Source organism: Rhodococcus sp. Leaf233 (genome assembly GCF_001426165.1).
In the GTDB taxonomy this organism is placed as follows: Bacteria; Actinomycetota; Actinomycetes; order Mycobacteriales; family Mycobacteriaceae; genus Rhodococcoides; species Rhodococcoides fascians.
The window spans coordinates 796315-812009 of the sequence record NZ_LMRO01000009.1 but is presented as its reverse complement, the minus strand read 5'-3'; the positions used below and the strand labels follow the sequence as shown (position 1 = coordinate 812009).

Genomic DNA, 15695 nt, shown 5'->3' with positions numbered 1-15695 from the left:
AGCCCGGGACGCCGGCGCGGCTACCGGCCGACGCTTGCGCCGAGCAACCACTCGTCCGGGGCGAACAGTTCGCAATGGACACGCGACTTGTCGACCCCACAGTCGACGAGTTGCGAAGTGACGGCCCGCACGAAACCGATACCGCCGCAGACGAAGAACGTCGCACCCTGCGGAAGGTCGACAAGAGTGAGATCCAACCGCCCATGGTGTGCATCGGCCACATCGCCGGGCTCCTCGTACCAGAGTTCGAGGACGGCGTTCGGCAAGGCGTCGACCAGTTGTCGCTGACGCGTCCGAAGCGGATGGCTGACGGGGGTACGGTCTGCGTGGACAACCAGCACCTCGGATCGACTGTCCGCCAGAACGAGGTGTTCGAGGATCCCGTTCATCGGCGTGATGCCGATGCCGGCCGAGATCAATACGGCGGGCCCCGCAGAGATGTCGGCTGTCGGCAGATCACCGAACGGGATGCTGATGTCGACCAGGTCTCCCGGGCGTAGCGTGCTCGAGATCCAGTTCGACACTTCACCTGCCGGGCAGCCACCGCTGGCGACGACAGGCTTGACGGCGAACGTCAATTCGCCTGTGTCACTGCCGGAGATGAGGCTGTACTGGCGGATCTGTCGCGCGCCGTCGGGCAGAGTCACTCCGACCGAGACGTACCCACCCGGGTGCTCTTTTCGAAGCTCCGGCCAGTCGCCGGTCACACCGATCACCTTTACCCCGGACGGATCTTCGGTGCGCGTAGTGACGATTCCGCGGTGAAAGACCTGTCCCGCAACCACTCCCGCGCTCTCGTAAAGGCGGTTCTCGAGATCGACGAGAGTGTCGGCCATCATCCAATACACCCGGTCCCAGGCTTCCGCGACTTTAGTCGTCACTGTCTCGGCACCGAGTACGTCGACGATCGCAGCGAAGAGGTGCTCGTACACGATCGAGTACTGGTCGGCGGTAATTCCGAGAGATGCGTGCTTGTGTCCGATCCGGGACAGCATTTCGTCCGGGTGCGGCAGCGTCGGGTCCACCAGATGAGTGGCGTACGTCGCGATCGACGCGGCCAGAGCTCGTTGCTGCGCTCCCTGTGCCTGATTCCCGCGGTTGAACAGATATCGCAGCAGCTCCGGTCGTGCGGCGAACATGCGCGCATAGAAGTTTGTTGTGATGGCGTCGATATTGGCACCCACCAACGGCAACGTCGCTCTGACGACGTCGACGTGATCGGGTTGGAGCTCGTGCTCGACAGTGAGGGGACCGAACGTGGACACAGGTATTCCTTCCAATGGACCGCCGACGTCGAAATGGCAGGTCAGGGTGAGGGAAAAGCGACCATTGCGAGTGGAATGGTCGGGGACGCGGCTAGATCGTCGATCGTGTAGCGGTCGAGTTCGCCATAGAACGCTTCTTTGGCGACGGCCAGGGCATGCCGCAATCGGCAAGCGGCAAGAAGTGGGCAGGGCTGGTCCCCTACGCACTCGACGACTTCGCGATCGCCTTCGAGTTGACGGATCAGGTGGCCAACCGATATCGATCGGCCCGTGTCGGTGAGGAAGAGCCCACCGGTGCGGCCGCGCTGCGCACGGACGCAGCCCAATCCGACCAAGCGTGTAATCGCTTTCGCTACATGGTGTTCCGACGCGTTGACTCGAACTGCAATGGCTCCGGTGGTCATCCGTGGGCCGTCCGGGCCGGCGGCTGCCAGCAACATCATCGCCCGTAGGGCCAGATCGCTGAAGCGAGTCAGTTGCATGTCTACGACGGTACTCAATCCCGTACACCCGATGCGGGTTTTGGAGCGTGGGTTCAAACACCACGATCCGTGCGGTTTTTACACCTGGACATTCCTCACAACTCCGAGGCCAATTCTTCGATAATTCGCGCTGCCGGGTCAGCGGAAGCGCTGCGGTGCCCGGCACCGGCCCACAGGTTGATGCCGTGAGGGTCGTTCGCTGCGGCCTTGCGGATGCCGCCGGTCAGCGTGTTCACGGCGGGGTACTGGCGTGACGATCCTGTATCGAACCGATCGACGAACTTGTTGCGCAAGGCTCGGGCGGGACGGCCGCTGAAGGCTCGAGTGACCACCGTTTCGGTGAACCGAGGATCGACCAAGGCGGCGGCGTGGGCAGGCTTCGTCCCGGCTTCCGGCGACCGGAGCAGGGCGGTTCCGACCTGAGCCGCCACTGCCCCGTAGCCCAGGACTCGACGGACATCGGACGCGGTGGTGATCCCGCCAGCCGCCACGAGGGGAACCGACACTGCTCGGCGTATCGCAGGAATCAACTCGTCGAGGGAAATGTCCGAACTCTCGGCATCGATGCGAAAGGTCGAGCGGTGCCCGCCGGCATCGGGGCCTTGCACGCACAGGGAGTCGGCACCTACATCGACCGCCGCGCGCGCGTCCTCTTCATCGGTGACGGTGACGGTGACGGCGCTCCCGGCGTCGTGCAGGCGGGCGATGATGTCGGCACTCGGGCACCCGAAGGTGAACGACACGACCGGGATGGCTTCGGCCACGACGATGTCGAGCTTCTCCTCCCAGTAGTCGTCGATATTCTCGGCAAGGGTGCTGTCGGCGGGGAGTTCGACGCCGAGATCATCGGCGTAGGGCTGGAGCAGCGCGCGATACCGCGCAATGTCCTCGGTGTCGACAACCTGCCCGTCCTCGGGGACGAACAGATTGACCCCGAACGTTTCTATGCCAGCACCGCGAACGGCAACGATGTCCGCGGTCAACCTTTCCGGGGTGAGATAACCCGCGGCAAGGAACCCCAGCCCACCTGAATTCCGTACTGCTGCAACCAGGTCAGGCGTCGTCGGGCCTCCCGCCATCGGCGCTCCGACGATAGGCACCTGCAACGACTCGTAACGAAACATCGAAACTCCTAGTGAAGGGTGAGGCAGTGAGTCCGAGAGTAGGAGCCATCGGCGCAGCAGGCCAATACGCCGAGCACCGGTGGATATACACTGGACGTATGGAGGTCGAGCTGAGACACCTGCGCGCGTTGGTCGCTCTGGCGGACTGTGGCACTCACACCGCCGCAGCCGCCGAACTGCGCGTTTCGCAGCCGACACTGACGCGTTCGGTTCGTCAACTCGAACAGCGTTGCGGGCGTCGATTGATCGAGTCCCGTACTGCCGAACTGACCGAGGACGGATTGGTCGTGCTGGGGCGTGCACGCAGAATCCTGGGAGAGGTGGATTCACTGATCGCAGATCTCGACGACCACCCGGTCGTGCGGTTGGGCTTTGCATGGTTGCTCCCCGACGGATGGTTCGCTGCCACGCGTGCCTCTCTCGTACGTCAATACGCCGCGGACGTGGACGTGCGCCGCGTCGACGACCCTCTCGCAGCTCTGGATGCGCGCCACGTCGATGTGGCGCTCTACCGAAGTTGCCCACATCATTTGACCGCCGGCACGGTGACTCGTCAGGTCGGCACCGAACGACGAATTCTTGCGGTGAGCCGGTCGAACCCTTCCTTCGGTGATGCCACCGAGGTGCGGTGGGACTCGCTCCCACCCGGTCCATTGGTGGTCAACACGCTGTCCGGTTCCACAACAGCCGACTCCATTCCGGTTGCCGAAAACGGTGTACCGCGAGTGGTGATCACCTGCCGAAATTTCGAGGAGTGGCTCGAGAATATCGCTGCTGGACGCGGAATCGGCATTGTTCCGGAACTGGCCGCACGACGGATCTCTCACCCCGGATTACGGTTTCTCCCTATCGACGGCGCACCGCCGACCCAGGTGCGGCTGGCGTGGCGTGATGGACCGATGCCGCCACGAGCCGTTCGTTGGTTTCTCGACGTTGCTTTCACCGATTGGCAAAATGCTTGAACTGACCGACCGCCTTCCAGTCTGATCTCCGGGGAAGGGTTTTCCGTGCGAAGATCACGGAAAGCGCGGTAGCACAGGCGAGTACGACGAACGCAATGGTGAATGCAACTCGGTAGCCATCGCCGATGACCGGCGCGACCATCAGCGGTCCTAGCATCTGCCCCAATCCATAGACGGCGGTCAGGGGTGCTGCGGAATTCGACCCGATCAGTGCTTGTCCACATTCATGGCGTGCATCGGGCAGCGTTCGCCCCGCAAGCGGGAGGGACGCCCTTCTGAAGTCACCACCCAGCACTGCGAGCACGGTGTGAATGCAGCGTCGGGCGATGAGCCACGTGGCTCCTTCAGGGACGAGAGTCGATGAGCCTGTGTACAACGCCTACCAACGCCTCGATGTGGTCGGGCGATCGGTGGTCCGTTCCGGCCGATGCTGCGGCGAAGTAGAGGCCGTCGCCCATCAGAAGGACCGCTTCTGCGACCGCCGGATCAGCGATCTGCTCGTTCAACGCATCCAACCAGGATTGCCGGATTCGCTCCAGGGTCTGCTGCGCAACCTCGTTCGCACCCTGGCTCAGCCGCATCGTGGCAACCACGGCACGATCGACAGCAGTGTCGTGGAACGTCGATGTGCGTATGTGGTAATCCGCTGGGCCCTCTGGATGCTCCCTCATCCGTCGAACATCCTCGGCCGCGAGCTCCTCCACGACACGCATCAAACCCTCCACCAAGGCTTCCTTGCTGGGGAAGTGGTACATCAAGCCGCCCTTCGAGATCCCGGCAGCAGCGGCAACCGCATCGAGGGTCGCCGCCTTCTCCCCCTGCTCCAGCACGAGCTTGACGAAAGCGTTCAACGACTTGTCACGCGCTACAGGAGGAGGAGGCACAGGGCGAGTTTACGGGCGAACGCGGCTTCGGCTTCGTTACTGCACCGTCTGGTTGGTACAGTAACGAAGTCCCGCCCAACCTCATCGGAAGACGGCACATGCCTGAACTCACAAGTCCGCCCACTCCGGGCCACCTCTCGCACGACAGAACGGCGGGGGTTCGCCAATGGTGCGCGCTCGCTGTCCTGATGCTGCCCGTGTTGATCATCGCGATCGACAACACAGTGCTGTCCTTCGCTTTACCTTCGATCGCCGAAACTCTCGAACCATCCGGCGCACAACAACTCTGGATCATCGACGCCTACCCCCTCGTCTTGGCAGGGCTGCTCGTCGCGATGGGTAGCCTGGGCGACCGAATCGGACGACGACGCTTACTGCTCATCGGCGCGACCGGCTTCGCAGCGGTATCCGTTGTTGCGGCCTACTCGCAGACGCCCGAGATGTTGATAGCCGCACGTGCCGGCCTCGGCTTTTTCGGTGCCACCTTGATGCCCGCGACCCTGTCTCTATTGCGCAATCTGTTCACCGATCGCTCCGAACGCCGTCTGGCGATCGCGATCTGGTCGGCCTCCATCGGAGCGGGTGCGGCTATGGGACCTGTCGTCGGCGGATTCTTGTTGGAGCACTTCTGGTGGGGTTCGGTGTTCTTGTTCGCGATTCCACTCCTGGTGCCGTTGCTGATACTGGCACCGGTTCTGGTACCCGAATCGAAGGACCCCGATCCTGCGCGTATCGACGGCATCAGCATCGCCCTGTCCCTACTCGCCTTGACCCCGATCGTCTATGCAATCAAGGATTTGGCAAGTGGAGGAAGCTTGTTCGGCACGGCGCTACCCGCGCTGATCGGAGCACTGGCAGTCTGGATGTTCGTACGCAGGCAGCTCCGCCGACCCGACCCGATGCTCGATGTTCGCATGTTCACCGTGCCTGCCTTCGCCGGCGCAGTGTTGGTCAACCTGCTCGCGATATTCGCGCTCGTCGGATTCTTGTATTTCGTATCGCAACACCTTCAGCTCGTCGTCGGGTTGAGCCCGATGCAAGCTGGGCTCCGCTTGCTGCCCGGCATTCTGGCGATGATCACCGCAGGCCTCCTGGCAGTCGTACTGGCACGAATGCTGCGGCCTGCCATGATCATCTCGGGCGGAATGATGTTGGCGGCGTTCGGATACGCAACGATCGCGGTGTTCGCCGAGCCGACATCGGTGTGGTCCTTCGTCGCGGCGTTCGCGGCCCTCGGAGCAGGTATCGGAGTTGCAGAGACCATCTCGAACGACATGATCTTGTCCACAGCTCCCCCGGAAAAGGCCGGTGCCGCGGCCGCTATTTCCGAGACGGCCTACGAGCTCGGTGCCGTCACCGGTACGTCCGTGCTCGGTGCAATCCTGTTGGCGCAGTACCGTGCCAATGTCGTCACGCCCGAGAACGCCGGTTTCGACACTTCCGCGGCGCGAGAAACCCTCGGCGGTGCCCAAGCCGTAGCGGACCGACTGCCGGCCGAACAGGCCAGTGGATTGCTCGACTCGGCTGCAGACGCCTTCACCAGTGGCGTGACCATCACGTCTGGTATCGCCGCATGCTTGATGGTCGTCGCAGGCGGCGCCTCCTGGCTGATCATGCGGAAGATCCCAGCAGGCCAACGCGACGACTCCGGTGATCACGCCGACATCGAGGTACACGAAACCAACCGGGCAACCTGACACCGTCGGTCGAACTCGAAGTTGTGGACGGAATCCGGCCGAAATCCATCCACAACTTCGAGTCCGGCAGAGAGCTACTTGGACAATTGACGTCGCAGGAGTTCCGCGCCAGCGGTGAGCGCGACCATCTTGTCTCGTGCGACGCGTCGGTCGAGTGGCGCCATACCGCAATTCGTACTTGGGTAGAGCTTGTCTGCGTCGACGAACGGAAGTGCGCGACTGAGGGTTTCAGCGACTTCTTCGACAGTCTCGACGGTGTCGCTTGCTACATCGATCGCACCCAGCATGACCTTCTTACCTCGAAGCAGTTCGATCAAGTCGATAGGTACGCGCGAATTGTGACTCTCCAGCGACACGATGTCGATCGAAGACTGTTGCAACAGTGGGAATGACCGTTCGTACTGGCGCCACTCGGCCCCGAGAGTTGCCTTCCAGTCGGTGTTGGCTTTGATGCCGTAGCCGTAACAGATGTGTACGGCTGTTCCGCAATTCAGCCCTTCGATTGCACGCTCGAGTGTCGCGATTCCCCAGTCTTCGAGCTCGTCGAAAAACACGTTGAATGCGGGCTCGTCGATCTGAATGATGTCGACGCCTACCGCTTCCAAGTCTTTTGCCTCTTGGTTCAGAAGAGTCGCGAACTCCCATGCCAGCTTCTCGCGACTCTTGTAATGGTCGTCGTAGAGCGTGTCGATCATTGTCATAGGGCCAGGCAGTGCCCATTTGATCGGCTGGTCGGTCACTGCTCGAAGGCGCGTCGCATCTGCGGCAAACACTGATTGTTCGCGGCTCACCGCACCGACAACCGTCGGAACGCTCGCATCGTATCGGTCCCGAATTCGCACAGTTTCGCGTCGATCGAAGTCGACACCCTCGAGATGCTCGATGAACGTGGTCACGAAGTGCTGACGCGTTTGTTCACCATCGCTGATGATGTCGAGACCGGCACGACGCTGCTCATCAGCTGCGAGCGCCTGAGCGTCGAGTCTTCCTTCGCGCAGTTCGTCGTCTCGTAATTTCCACGGCGACCAGAGCTTCTTCGGCTCACAGAGCCACGAGGGCTTGGGTAGGCTTCCGACGATCGAGGTGGGCAGGAGTGGGAACATCTCTTATACCTTTCGGTCTCGCTCGGTCAGGCGCATCGATCGGTAGCCCACCGCTTCAGGACTGACCCATACGGTTGCATCAGATTCACGTCGGCGAACTCTGCCTGTGTCGTCGCAAGTCGATTGCGCTCGACACGGTCGTAGCTCACCTGCGGAAGTGAATAGTTTTCGTTGTCGAGACTCGGCTGGTAGACCTCCGAGGCAGCAGTATTCGCGTTGTAAATTTCAGGCCGATAGATTTTTTGGAAAGTCTCCATCGTCGCGATCGTGCCCGCGAGTGCCAGGACCGAATAGTCGTTGAGCAAGTCACCGCAGTGGTAGAACGCCAAGGGAGCGACGGATCCCTTGGGCATGAAGTAGCGAACCCCGAGACCCATTTTTCCGAAGTACTGATCGGTGATCGAGGTGTCCTCTGCCCCGTATTCGAGCCCGACGATCGGGTGATGATTCGTGAGGCGACGGTAGGTACTGGAAGTCGACACACTGATACAGATGACAGGTGGTTGCGAGAACCGTTCACGGTACTCGGGCGAATCGACAAAACGCTGAAAGACCTGACCATGTACATCGCCGAAGTCGTTCGGAATTCCCGTCGCTCGGTGCTTCGGGAGCTGAACAACGAAATCGTGGTCGCGAATGTATGAGGAGAAGTTGTTTCCGACGATGCCCTCTGTGCGGGTGCCGGTAGTGGTATCGACTATTCCGACATCGAGAATTTCGATTACCGGAAATGCGGCGTCGGCCCCGACGGATACTAGTTGCAGATCCACCGAGATGATGTCGAGTTCGAGTGCGTAGCGGTCACCACGTGGATTGTCCCAGTGAACCACCTCGTTGAGACGGGTGTTCATCATCGTCACCGCGTTACGCAAGTTCTGTCGACCATCCTCGCCGCGTGCAAGATTCGCAAAGTTGGTCGTGCGACGCGAGTTCGTCGACGGGGTGTAATCCTCGCCGAAGCGCGTCGTGCTGATGCTGAAAGTGCAGTCGTTCCTCATGCTGATTAGTAACCCCAATCACGTGCGGTGAATGTGGTGACGAACGCGTCACCACACGGGTTCACTGCCTGAGCCCTCGCAACACTTCGACCGAGTTACTCGATGGTCGGGCCGATTTCTCAGGTCCATAGAACCGGGAGGCAGCTGTCCGAAGCGGCCTGAGCATCAGCCTAAATCGACCAGTCGACATAGCCTAATCACTCTCGATTATGTCTGGCCATAGGCAATGGCTATGTCAATAAGTCGACGCCGAAACCAGACACGACGTCGCGCATCTCCGCCACGAAGCGCTGAGCCTGGACGGTCAAAGACACCGAGGCATGACCGATCCAACCGATCTCGATGCGATCGTCGACATCGAGCGGAACAGCGACAATGGACGGATCGAGATCATCCGAGACAATGCCGGTGGAGATCGTGTATCCGCCCAGACCGATCATGAGGTTGAAGATCGTGGCACGATCGCTCACCCGGATTTCTTGTTTGGACGAACGGGTGGAGAGTATTTCTTCGGAGAGGTAGAAGGAATTGTTCGCGCCCTGGTCGAACGTGAGACGCGGAAATTCTTCGAGATCACTCAGCTCCACACTCTTTCGCCCCGCCAGGGGATTCGTGCGAGCGATGAAAATATGCGGCGATGCCAGAAACAGCGGCGTGAAAACAAGACCCGCTTCGCGAATCAGCTTGTCGATCACGCTTGCATTGAACTCGTTGCGATAGAGGACACCGAGTTCACTGCGGAGCGTGCGGACATCCTCGATGATTTCCCACGTACGGGTCTCTCGAAGACTGAACGAATACTCCGGAGCCTCAGAGGCTTTCACCATGCGGACGAAAGCGTCGACGACGAATGAGTAGTGCTGAGTCGAGACGGCCAAGAGTCGGCGAGCGGGCCCGCGGCCGAGGTACCGCTGTTCCAAGAGTTCTGATTGCTCGACCACCTGGCGCGCGTAGCCGAGAAATTCGGTTCCATCCTCCGTGAGTGTCACCCCACGGGTCGAGCGAACGAAGAGGGTCCGACCCACGCGACGTTCCAGGTCTTTCAATGCGGCCGACATGGTCGGTTGCGCGATGTAGAGCAAGTCCGCCGCGGCACTGATGGACCCCTCGGCGGCCACTTCTACGAAGTAGCGCAACTGCTGAAGGGTAATGCCTCGCACCGTGCCCGTGACGTCCCGTGCCATGACAGAAATCATCGCACTTGTTCATCTCTCCGCACCCGAGCCGTCGAAAGCGGGCTCGATCCAGCGACCAGGTCGAGAACAGCGGCCACCCGACGTGCAGTGGGGAATCGGACCAACGGGTTGGCCGGCGTCAGGCGACGACAGCGCGTTGCGGCACTCCCGAGTACTGGCTCAGTGGTCGGATCAGCGCATTCGACGCACCTTGCTCGATGATGTGAGCCGTCCAACCGGTGATGCGACTCATGACGAAAATCGGTGTGAACACGTCGATGTCAAAGCCCATCAGGTAGTACGTCGGACCGGTAGGAAAATCGAGGTTGGGTTTGATGCCGGTGGCACCGTGCATGGTCTTTTCGAGGATATCGTACATGCGCACCCACTTGTCTCCGCCGGTCACCGCGGCGACGTCGCGGAATGCTGCGTTCATCGTCGGTACGCGTGAGTCGCCGTTCTTGTAGACACGGTGACCGAACCCCATGACCTTGTCTTTGGCTGCGAGTTTGTTCTGCAGCCACTGTGCGGCCCGTTCGGGGTCGTCGATCTCGAGCATGTCTCGCATGACAGCTTCGTTGGCACCGCCGTGCAACGGACCCTTCAGCGCTCCGATGGCGGCGGTGACGGCGCTGTAGATATCCGACAGTGTCGAGGTGACCACGCGGGCAGCAAAGGTGGAGGCGTTGAAGCTGTGCTCGGCGTACAGGATCAGGGAAACCTCGAAGGCCTTGACGATTTCCGGTTCGGGAACGGAGCCGAAGCACATGTAGAGGAAGTTCTCCGCGAATCCAAGATGCGAATGAGGGGCGATGGGATCGAGGCCGTGTCGGCGGCGATGGTCGGCGGCGACGATGGTCGGCAACACTGCCGTCATGCGCAGCGCCTTGGCCAGGTTCGCCGACACCGAATTATCCTCCTCGGCAGGGTCTTCGGCACCGAGATAGCTGATCGCGGTGCGCACGACATCCATCGGATGACAATTGTCGGGCATTTTCGTCACGAGCGAGAGCAACGAGCGGTCTGCTCGCCGTTGGGCCCGCTCGCGCTGAACGAACAGTTCGAGTTGCTGCAGGGACGGGAGCTCGCCGTGCCACAGCAAATACGCGACCTGCTCGAAGCTGCAGTGCGCGGCGAGATCCTGCACGGCGTATCCGCGGTAGGTCAGCGAGTTCGTCTCGGGGACGACCTTGGAAATGGCGGTGGTGTCGACCACGACACCGGCCAGCCCCTTGTAGATGGCTTCGGTCATGACTTCGTCCCTAACGTGAAATTGAATATTCCGGTATCGAATTCGTTGTACTTGTCGTACTCGAGCAGTTCGTACAGACGTGAGCGGGTCTGCATCCGGTCGAGGAGTCCCTTTTGCGTTCCGCGGTCGTGGATTTCACGCATTCCGGTTTCGATGGCACCCATGGCCAGTCGCAACGTGGTGACCGGGTACAGGACGGCGTTGTAGCCGATGTCCTCGAGTCTCTGCGCGGAGATCAGCTCGGACTTGCCGAACTCGGTCATGTTCGCCAGCAGTGGGATGTCCACTGCAGCACGGAACTTCACGAAGTCGGCTTCCTCGGCGAGCGCCTCGGTGAAGATCAGGTCTGCTCCGGCGTCGGCATAAGATCTGGCTCGTTCGATCGCGGCGTCGATTCCGTCGATACCCGCTGCATCGGTGCGGGCGCAGATGACGAAGTTCGGATCTCGCCGCGCGGTGATGGCCGCGCGGAGGCGTCGCACCATCTCCTCTATCGGGACAATCGCTTTGCCGTCGAGGTGCCCGCAGCGTTTCGGGTTGATCTGGTCTTCGAGGTGCAGCCCAGCGATCCCCGCATCCTCGGCCGCCAGCACCGTGCGTGCCGCGGACATCGGCTCACCGAATCCGGTGTCGGCGTCGATCAGTACCGGCAAGTCGGTGACGGCCGCGATCTGCGCACTGTGGGTGATGACCTCGGTCAACGTGGTGAGTCCGATGTCGGGCAGACCGAGCCCGGCAGAGAATGCGCCACCGGAGATATAGACCCCCTCGAAGCCGATCTCCTGAATCAACTTTGCGGTCAGCGGGTTGATAGCGCCGGGAAGCCGAGTGATCGACGTCGACGCAAGCGTGGCGCGCAACGCAATACGCTTGTCCGCGGCCGACGTCGAGGCCGCAATGAGGCCCGGCATCAGAAGATGCCCTTCGGGGTCTTAGGAGCCCTCCCGAGGACATCGTCGGCGACGGTGAAGGTCAGCTGATCGAGTTCACCTGCGGCGAGCTCGGGAGCCCGCTCGGCTGCGCGAAGGAAGCGATCCTGTTCCCAGGGTGCGATCACACCATCGGCCAACGAACGGAACTTCGCGATGTACTGCTCGCGGGCGAACGGGCGGCCACCGAGGGGGTGCGCGTCGGCGACCGCGAGTTCGTCGACGATGACCGTGCCGTCTTTCAGCGTGATCTCCGCGCGTGCACCGAACGCCTTTTCGTCCGGATCGACAGAGTGGTATCGGCGCGTCCACTCGGGGTCTTCTACGGTCGAGATCTTGTTCCACAACGCGACGGTGTTCGGCCTCTGCGCGCGTTCGGGGGCGTACGAGTGCTCGTGATGCCAGATTCCGTCCTCGAGCGCGACTGCGAAGATGTACATCACCGAGTGATCGAGGGTTTCCCGGGAGGCGGTGGGATCGAACTTCTGTGGATCGTTCGAGCCGGTGCCGATGACGTAATGCGTGTGGTGACTGGTGTGCAACACGATCGTCTCGATCTGTTCGAGATCGGAGATCTTTTCCCGCATTCGTCGGGCGAGGTCGATCGGGGCCTGACTCTGGTACTCGGCGGAGTGTTCCTTCGTGTAACTGTCGAGAATTGCACGCTTGGCTTCACCCGGGCGGGGAAGCGGCACATGATATTCCGCGTTCGGTCCCCCGAGAAGCCACGCGATGACCCCGTCCTCACCCTCCCAGATCGGCGACGGGGCACCCTCGCCGCGCAGTGCTCGATCGACGGCTTCGACGGCAACCTTCCCTGCGAGCGCAGGGGCGTAGGCCTTCCAACTCGAGATCGACCCCTTGCGGGACTGACGGGTGGCTGTCGTGGTGTGCAGCGCTTGCCCGACGGCCTGGTAGATGGTTTCGGTGTCGAGGCCGAGCAGGGTGCCGATACCGGCGGCAGCAGAGGGACCGAGATGGGCAACGTGGTCGATCTTGTGCTCGTGCAACGAGATTGCGCGAACGAGGTCGATCTGAATCTCGTACCCGGTGGCCAGACCGCGGATCAGATCGCGCCCCGAGCGCCCGGCGTGCTGGGCGACTGCGAGGATCGGCGGAATGTTGTCCCCCGGGTGGGAGTACTCGGCGGCGAGGAACGTGTCGTGAAAGTCCAGTTCTCGCACCGCTACCCCATTGGCCCACGCGGACCACTCGGGTGAGTACTTTCCACCGATTCCGAACACAGTGGCACCGGGGCTGTACGGGTGCGCCTGCGCCTGTGTGCGAGCACTCGTCACTGGACGGCGCACCAGCGAGGCCGCAGCCACCGAGGCATTGTCGATGATCCGGTTGACGATCATCTCGGCCGTCGCTTCGGGTACCTCCACTGCGTCGGTGGCGACCTCGGCAACCTTCCAAGCCAGGTGCTCGGACTGGGGAAAGTCCTCGGCGGATGTACGGGTGCGTACGAGATGGGTCTTCACAGAAAATCCTCCGTGCTGATGAAAGGGCTTACTACGCTTCATTCACAAGCTACGCACGAGTCCGGACCTGCGGAAGACATCGCAAATGCCTATTTTTGCGAGGCAATTCCTGCAAATCGGCAAATGTTGCGAAGTCCAGTTCGGCTACAGTGTCGACACCCGAAGGAGGCAGCGACAAAGATGCAGAAGATCTACGCAGGCGGGCGGCTGCGTCGCCTACGCGAGGAACGACAGCTGACGCAGTCCGCGCTGGCGAAGACACTCGAGCTCTCGCCGAGTTACCTCAACCAACTCGAGAACGACCAACGACCTCTGACCGTCCAGGTACTGCTCAAGCTCAACACAATGTTCGAGCTCGACCCCTCGTTCTTCGCCACCGACACCGACGCTCGCCTCGTCGCCGACCTGCACGATGTACTCACCGAAACCTCCGACCGAGGCGAGGTGTCGATGTCCGACATCCAGGAATTGGTCGCGCGCATGCCGGACATCGGGCGCACCCTCGTGTCGCTGCACCGCAAGCTCCATGCAGCGACCGATCAGGTGGATCGGCTCACGGTCGGACTCGACGGGCCCAAACCCGATGTCCCGACGGGCGGTCACGCCCCGATGCCCTACGAGGAAGTCCGAGACTTCTTCTACGACCGGCGCAATCACATCCCCGAATTGGATACTGCGGCTGAGGAACTCTTCGAGCGAACTGGGCTCAGTATCGGGGCGCTCGATCTACAACTCGCACGGGTCATCGAAGCGGACCACGGCATCACGGTGACTATCGGCGACGACGATCCCGGCGCACTCGGCCCCAAACGAATCTTCGACGACACCGGCGGGACTCTCCTGCTCGCGCGTCGACTGACCGCCGGGCAACGCGCCTACCAGATCGCAACCCAGCTGGCATTTCTCTCGCAGTCGACGACAATCGACACGATCGTCGATGCCGATACGAACCTGAGCACTCAGGCCCGAGAGCTGGCCCGCGTCGGGCTGGCCAACTATTTCGCCGGAGCCCTGCTGTTGCCCTACGGACGGTTCCTCGCCGCTGCGGAGTCGCTGCGATACGACATCGATCTGCTGTCGCTGACCTTCGAGGTCGGCTTCGAAACCGTGTGTCACCGATTGTCCACGCTGCAGCGACCAGGGGCGAAGGGCGTTCCGTTCTTCTTCATCCGCACCGACCGAGCCGGAAACATCTCGAAACGTCAGTCCGCCAGTGCATTCCACTTCTCACGTGTCGGTGGAAGCTGTCCACTGTGGGTTGTGCATGACGCATTCGCGGCATCGGGGCGAATTCTCACACAGATCGCCACCATGCCCGACGACCGCTCCTATCTGTGGATTGCGCGCGCCACCGACAGTGGCGGACTCGGATACCGATCACCACGGAAAAGTTTCGCGATCGGCCTCGGATGTGACATCGCCTATGCTCACAAACTGGTCTACGCCGACAACCTACCGCTGCACTCCCCCGGCGCATCGATTCCCATCGGTCCCGGATGCAGGGTGTGCGAACGCACCTCGTGTTCACAACGCGCATTCCCACAACTCGGACGCCAGCTACTCGTCGACGAAGACGTCGACACCGACCTGCCCTACCCCTATACGTGAACAGGGTGCGGGACGATCCGAGATCGACACCCGACAGCCGACAGCCGACAGACGCGGCGAGGAACGCCTTGGCCCGTATGTCAACTCAACTCAGTCGAACTCGAAGTTAGGGACGAAATCCGCCCGAAATCCATCCCTAACTTCGAGTTCGGCGGCACTGGTGCCCCCAGTCGGACTCGAACCGACACTGTGCGGATTTTAAGTCCCTGGAAGTGGATCCACTTGAACGCCTCTGGACTCGATATTTGTTTATTCACAACGTTTTTCGTGCCTGACCGTCCAGCCCAGTCCGGGTCCGAACGTACCGACTTGTGACACCCTCGTGACACCGAGACACCGCGGGTTCGTCAACGCAAGACGGCCGTGATCGGTCACGGACAGCCACGGTACCGGGTGGACGCAGAGCGCTAGATTGTAAAGACACTTTGTGCGGACTCGCGACAGCGAGACCCTGTAATCGAGCAGGCACAGAGCCGTCCGGTGACACGGATTTCGGCCTGCGACCGCGAATACGATTCGCGAAACATCCACAATGAACCCGTCACGATAGTGCCAGCCACGCGACGCATTCCCGAGCAAAATGCAGTGCACCGCGACTACGGCTAATCGAAGCGATGAGATCGTCACTATTCGTGACCGGCCTTGTCGCCTATCGATTCGATGTCGGCGAGATCCGTGTAGTCCAAGGCATAGGTGAGTTGGCGTGATCACCGACAAGGCCGAACAATAGCT

The 15695-nt window shown here is 61.4% G+C and carries 13 protein-coding genes; 3 read left to right on the top strand and 10 right to left on the bottom strand.

All coding sequences use genetic code 11. The annotated features are described in order from the left end of the window. Nucleotides 1-20: 20 nt before the first annotated feature. From ASH04_RS14545 to ASH04_RS14535, 3 genes are all read right to left on the bottom strand, one after another. Entirely contained in the window at nucleotides 21-1265 is a 1245-nt protein-coding gene (locus ASH04_RS14545; protein ID WP_057473790.1) for a globin domain-containing protein, read from the bottom strand. 41 nt (nucleotides 1266-1306) lie between these two features. Then, on the bottom strand, nucleotides 1307-1747 hold the full coding sequence (locus tag ASH04_RS26185; RefSeq protein WP_048319493.1) for an RrF2 family transcriptional regulator: 441 nt from the start codon (nucleotides 1745-1747) through the stop codon (nucleotides 1307-1309). Between the two features lie 95 nt (nucleotides 1748-1842). After that, the gene (locus ASH04_RS14535; protein WP_057473788.1) at nucleotides 1843-2871 is read right to left on the bottom strand and encodes a nitronate monooxygenase; all 1029 of its coding nucleotides are present in this window, start codon (nucleotides 2869-2871) and stop codon (nucleotides 1843-1845) included. Nucleotides 2872-2969: 98 nt separating this feature from the next. Here ASH04_RS14535 and ASH04_RS14530 point away from each other — a divergent pair, with 98 nt between their 5' ends. Further along, nucleotides 2970-3833 (top strand): LysR family transcriptional regulator, encoded by an 864-nt coding sequence (locus ASH04_RS14530; RefSeq protein ID WP_057473787.1) that lies wholly within the window; start codon nucleotides 2970-2972, stop codon nucleotides 3831-3833. A 344-nt stretch (nucleotides 3834-4177) separates the two neighbouring features. Here the strand turns inward: ASH04_RS14530 and ASH04_RS14525 are convergent, their stop codons facing one another. Beyond that, nucleotides 4178-4717 carry a TetR/AcrR family transcriptional regulator gene (locus ASH04_RS14525; protein ID WP_032393227.1) on the bottom strand — a complete coding sequence of 180 codons (540 nt, stop codon included), beginning with the start codon at nucleotides 4715-4717 and terminating at the stop codon, nucleotides 4178-4180. A 98-nt stretch (nucleotides 4718-4815) separates the two neighbouring features. Between ASH04_RS14525 and ASH04_RS14520 the strand changes: the two genes are divergently transcribed. Continuing rightward, nucleotides 4816-6414, top strand: coding sequence for an MFS transporter (locus ASH04_RS14520; RefSeq protein ID WP_082519254.1), 1599 nt, complete (start codon nucleotides 4816-4818; stop codon nucleotides 6412-6414). 74 nt (nucleotides 6415-6488) lie between these two features. Here ASH04_RS14520 and ASH04_RS14515 read toward each other — a convergent pair whose 3' ends face one another. The 6 genes from ASH04_RS14515 to prpD form a co-directional block, all read right to left on the bottom strand. Next, nucleotides 6489-7517, bottom strand: a complete 1029-nt coding sequence (locus ASH04_RS14515; protein ID WP_057473786.1) for a methionine synthase — start codon at nucleotides 7515-7517, stop codon at nucleotides 6489-6491. Nucleotides 7518-7543: 26 nt separating this feature from the next. Further along, on the bottom strand, nucleotides 7544-8515 hold the full coding sequence (locus ASH04_RS14510) for a putative oxygenase MesX (RefSeq protein WP_057473785.1): 972 nt from the start codon (nucleotides 8513-8515) through the stop codon (nucleotides 7544-7546). Nucleotides 8516-8745: 230 nt separating this feature from the next. Then, a complete protein-coding gene (locus tag ASH04_RS14505; RefSeq protein WP_057473974.1) occupies nucleotides 8746-9699 on the bottom strand; it encodes a LysR family transcriptional regulator in 954 nt (317 codons plus the stop codon). Nucleotides 9700-9829: 130 nt separating this feature from the next. Then, nucleotides 9830-10942: a bifunctional 2-methylcitrate synthase/citrate synthase gene (locus ASH04_RS14500; protein ID WP_057473784.1), complete on the bottom strand. Its 1113-nt coding sequence runs from the start codon at nucleotides 10940-10942 to the stop codon at nucleotides 9830-9832. Next, nucleotides 10939-11853, bottom strand: coding sequence for a methylisocitrate lyase (gene prpB / locus ASH04_RS14495; RefSeq protein WP_032385635.1), 915 nt, complete (start codon nucleotides 11851-11853; stop codon nucleotides 10939-10941). Before prpB ends, ASH04_RS14500 begins: the two co-directional genes overlap by 4 nt. Next, nucleotides 11853-13355 (bottom strand): 2-methylcitrate dehydratase PrpD, encoded by a 1503-nt coding sequence (gene prpD / locus ASH04_RS14490; RefSeq protein WP_057473783.1) that lies wholly within the window; start codon nucleotides 13353-13355, stop codon nucleotides 11853-11855. The genes prpB and prpD overlap by 1 nt, the downstream gene beginning before the upstream one ends. Nucleotides 13356-13535: 180 nt before the next feature. On the opposite strand from prpD, the gene ASH04_RS14485 reads away from it, so the two are divergent. Further along, nucleotides 13536-14963 carry a short-chain fatty acyl-CoA regulator family protein gene (locus ASH04_RS14485; RefSeq protein ID WP_179274202.1) on the top strand — a complete coding sequence of 476 codons (1428 nt, stop codon included), beginning with the start codon at nucleotides 13536-13538 and terminating at the stop codon, nucleotides 14961-14963. Nucleotides 14964-15695 lie beyond the last annotated feature (732 nt).

Excerpts from the sequence above, each read along its gene's own strand:
- ASH04_RS26185 (WP_048319493.1), bottom strand. The coding sequence starts at position 1,747 with ATGCAACTGACTCGCTTCAGCGATCTGGCCCTACGGGCGATGATGTTG.
- ASH04_RS14535 (WP_057473788.1), bottom strand. The coding sequence starts at position 2,871 with ATGTTTCGTTACGAGTCGTTGCAGGTGCCTATCGTCGGAGCGCCGATG.
- ASH04_RS14530 (WP_057473787.1), top strand. The coding sequence starts at position 2,970 with ATGGAGGTCGAGCTGAGACACCTGCGCGCGTTGGTCGCTCTGGCGGAC.
- ASH04_RS14520 (WP_082519254.1), top strand. The coding sequence starts at position 4,816 with ATGCCTGAACTCACAAGTCCGCCCACTCCGGGCCACCTCTCGCACGAC.
- ASH04_RS14515 (WP_057473786.1), bottom strand. The coding sequence starts at position 7,517 with ATGTTCCCACTCCTGCCCACCTCGATCGTCGGAAGCCTACCCAAGCCC.
- ASH04_RS14510 (WP_057473785.1), bottom strand. The coding sequence starts at position 8,515 with ATGAGGAACGACTGCACTTTCAGCATCAGCACGACGCGCTTCGGCGAG.
- ASH04_RS14505 (WP_057473974.1), bottom strand. The coding sequence starts at position 9,699 with ATGGCACGGGACGTCACGGGCACGGTGCGAGGCATTACCCTTCAGCAG.
- ASH04_RS14500 (WP_057473784.1), bottom strand. The coding sequence starts at position 10,942 with ATGACCGAAGCCATCTACAAGGGGCTGGCCGGTGTCGTGGTCGACACC.
- prpB (WP_032385635.1), bottom strand. The coding sequence starts at position 11,853 with ATGCCGGGCCTCATTGCGGCCTCGACGTCGGCCGCGGACAAGCGTATT.
- ASH04_RS14485 (WP_179274202.1), top strand. The coding sequence starts at position 13,536 with ATGCAGAAGATCTACGCAGGCGGGCGGCTGCGTCGCCTACGCGAGGAA.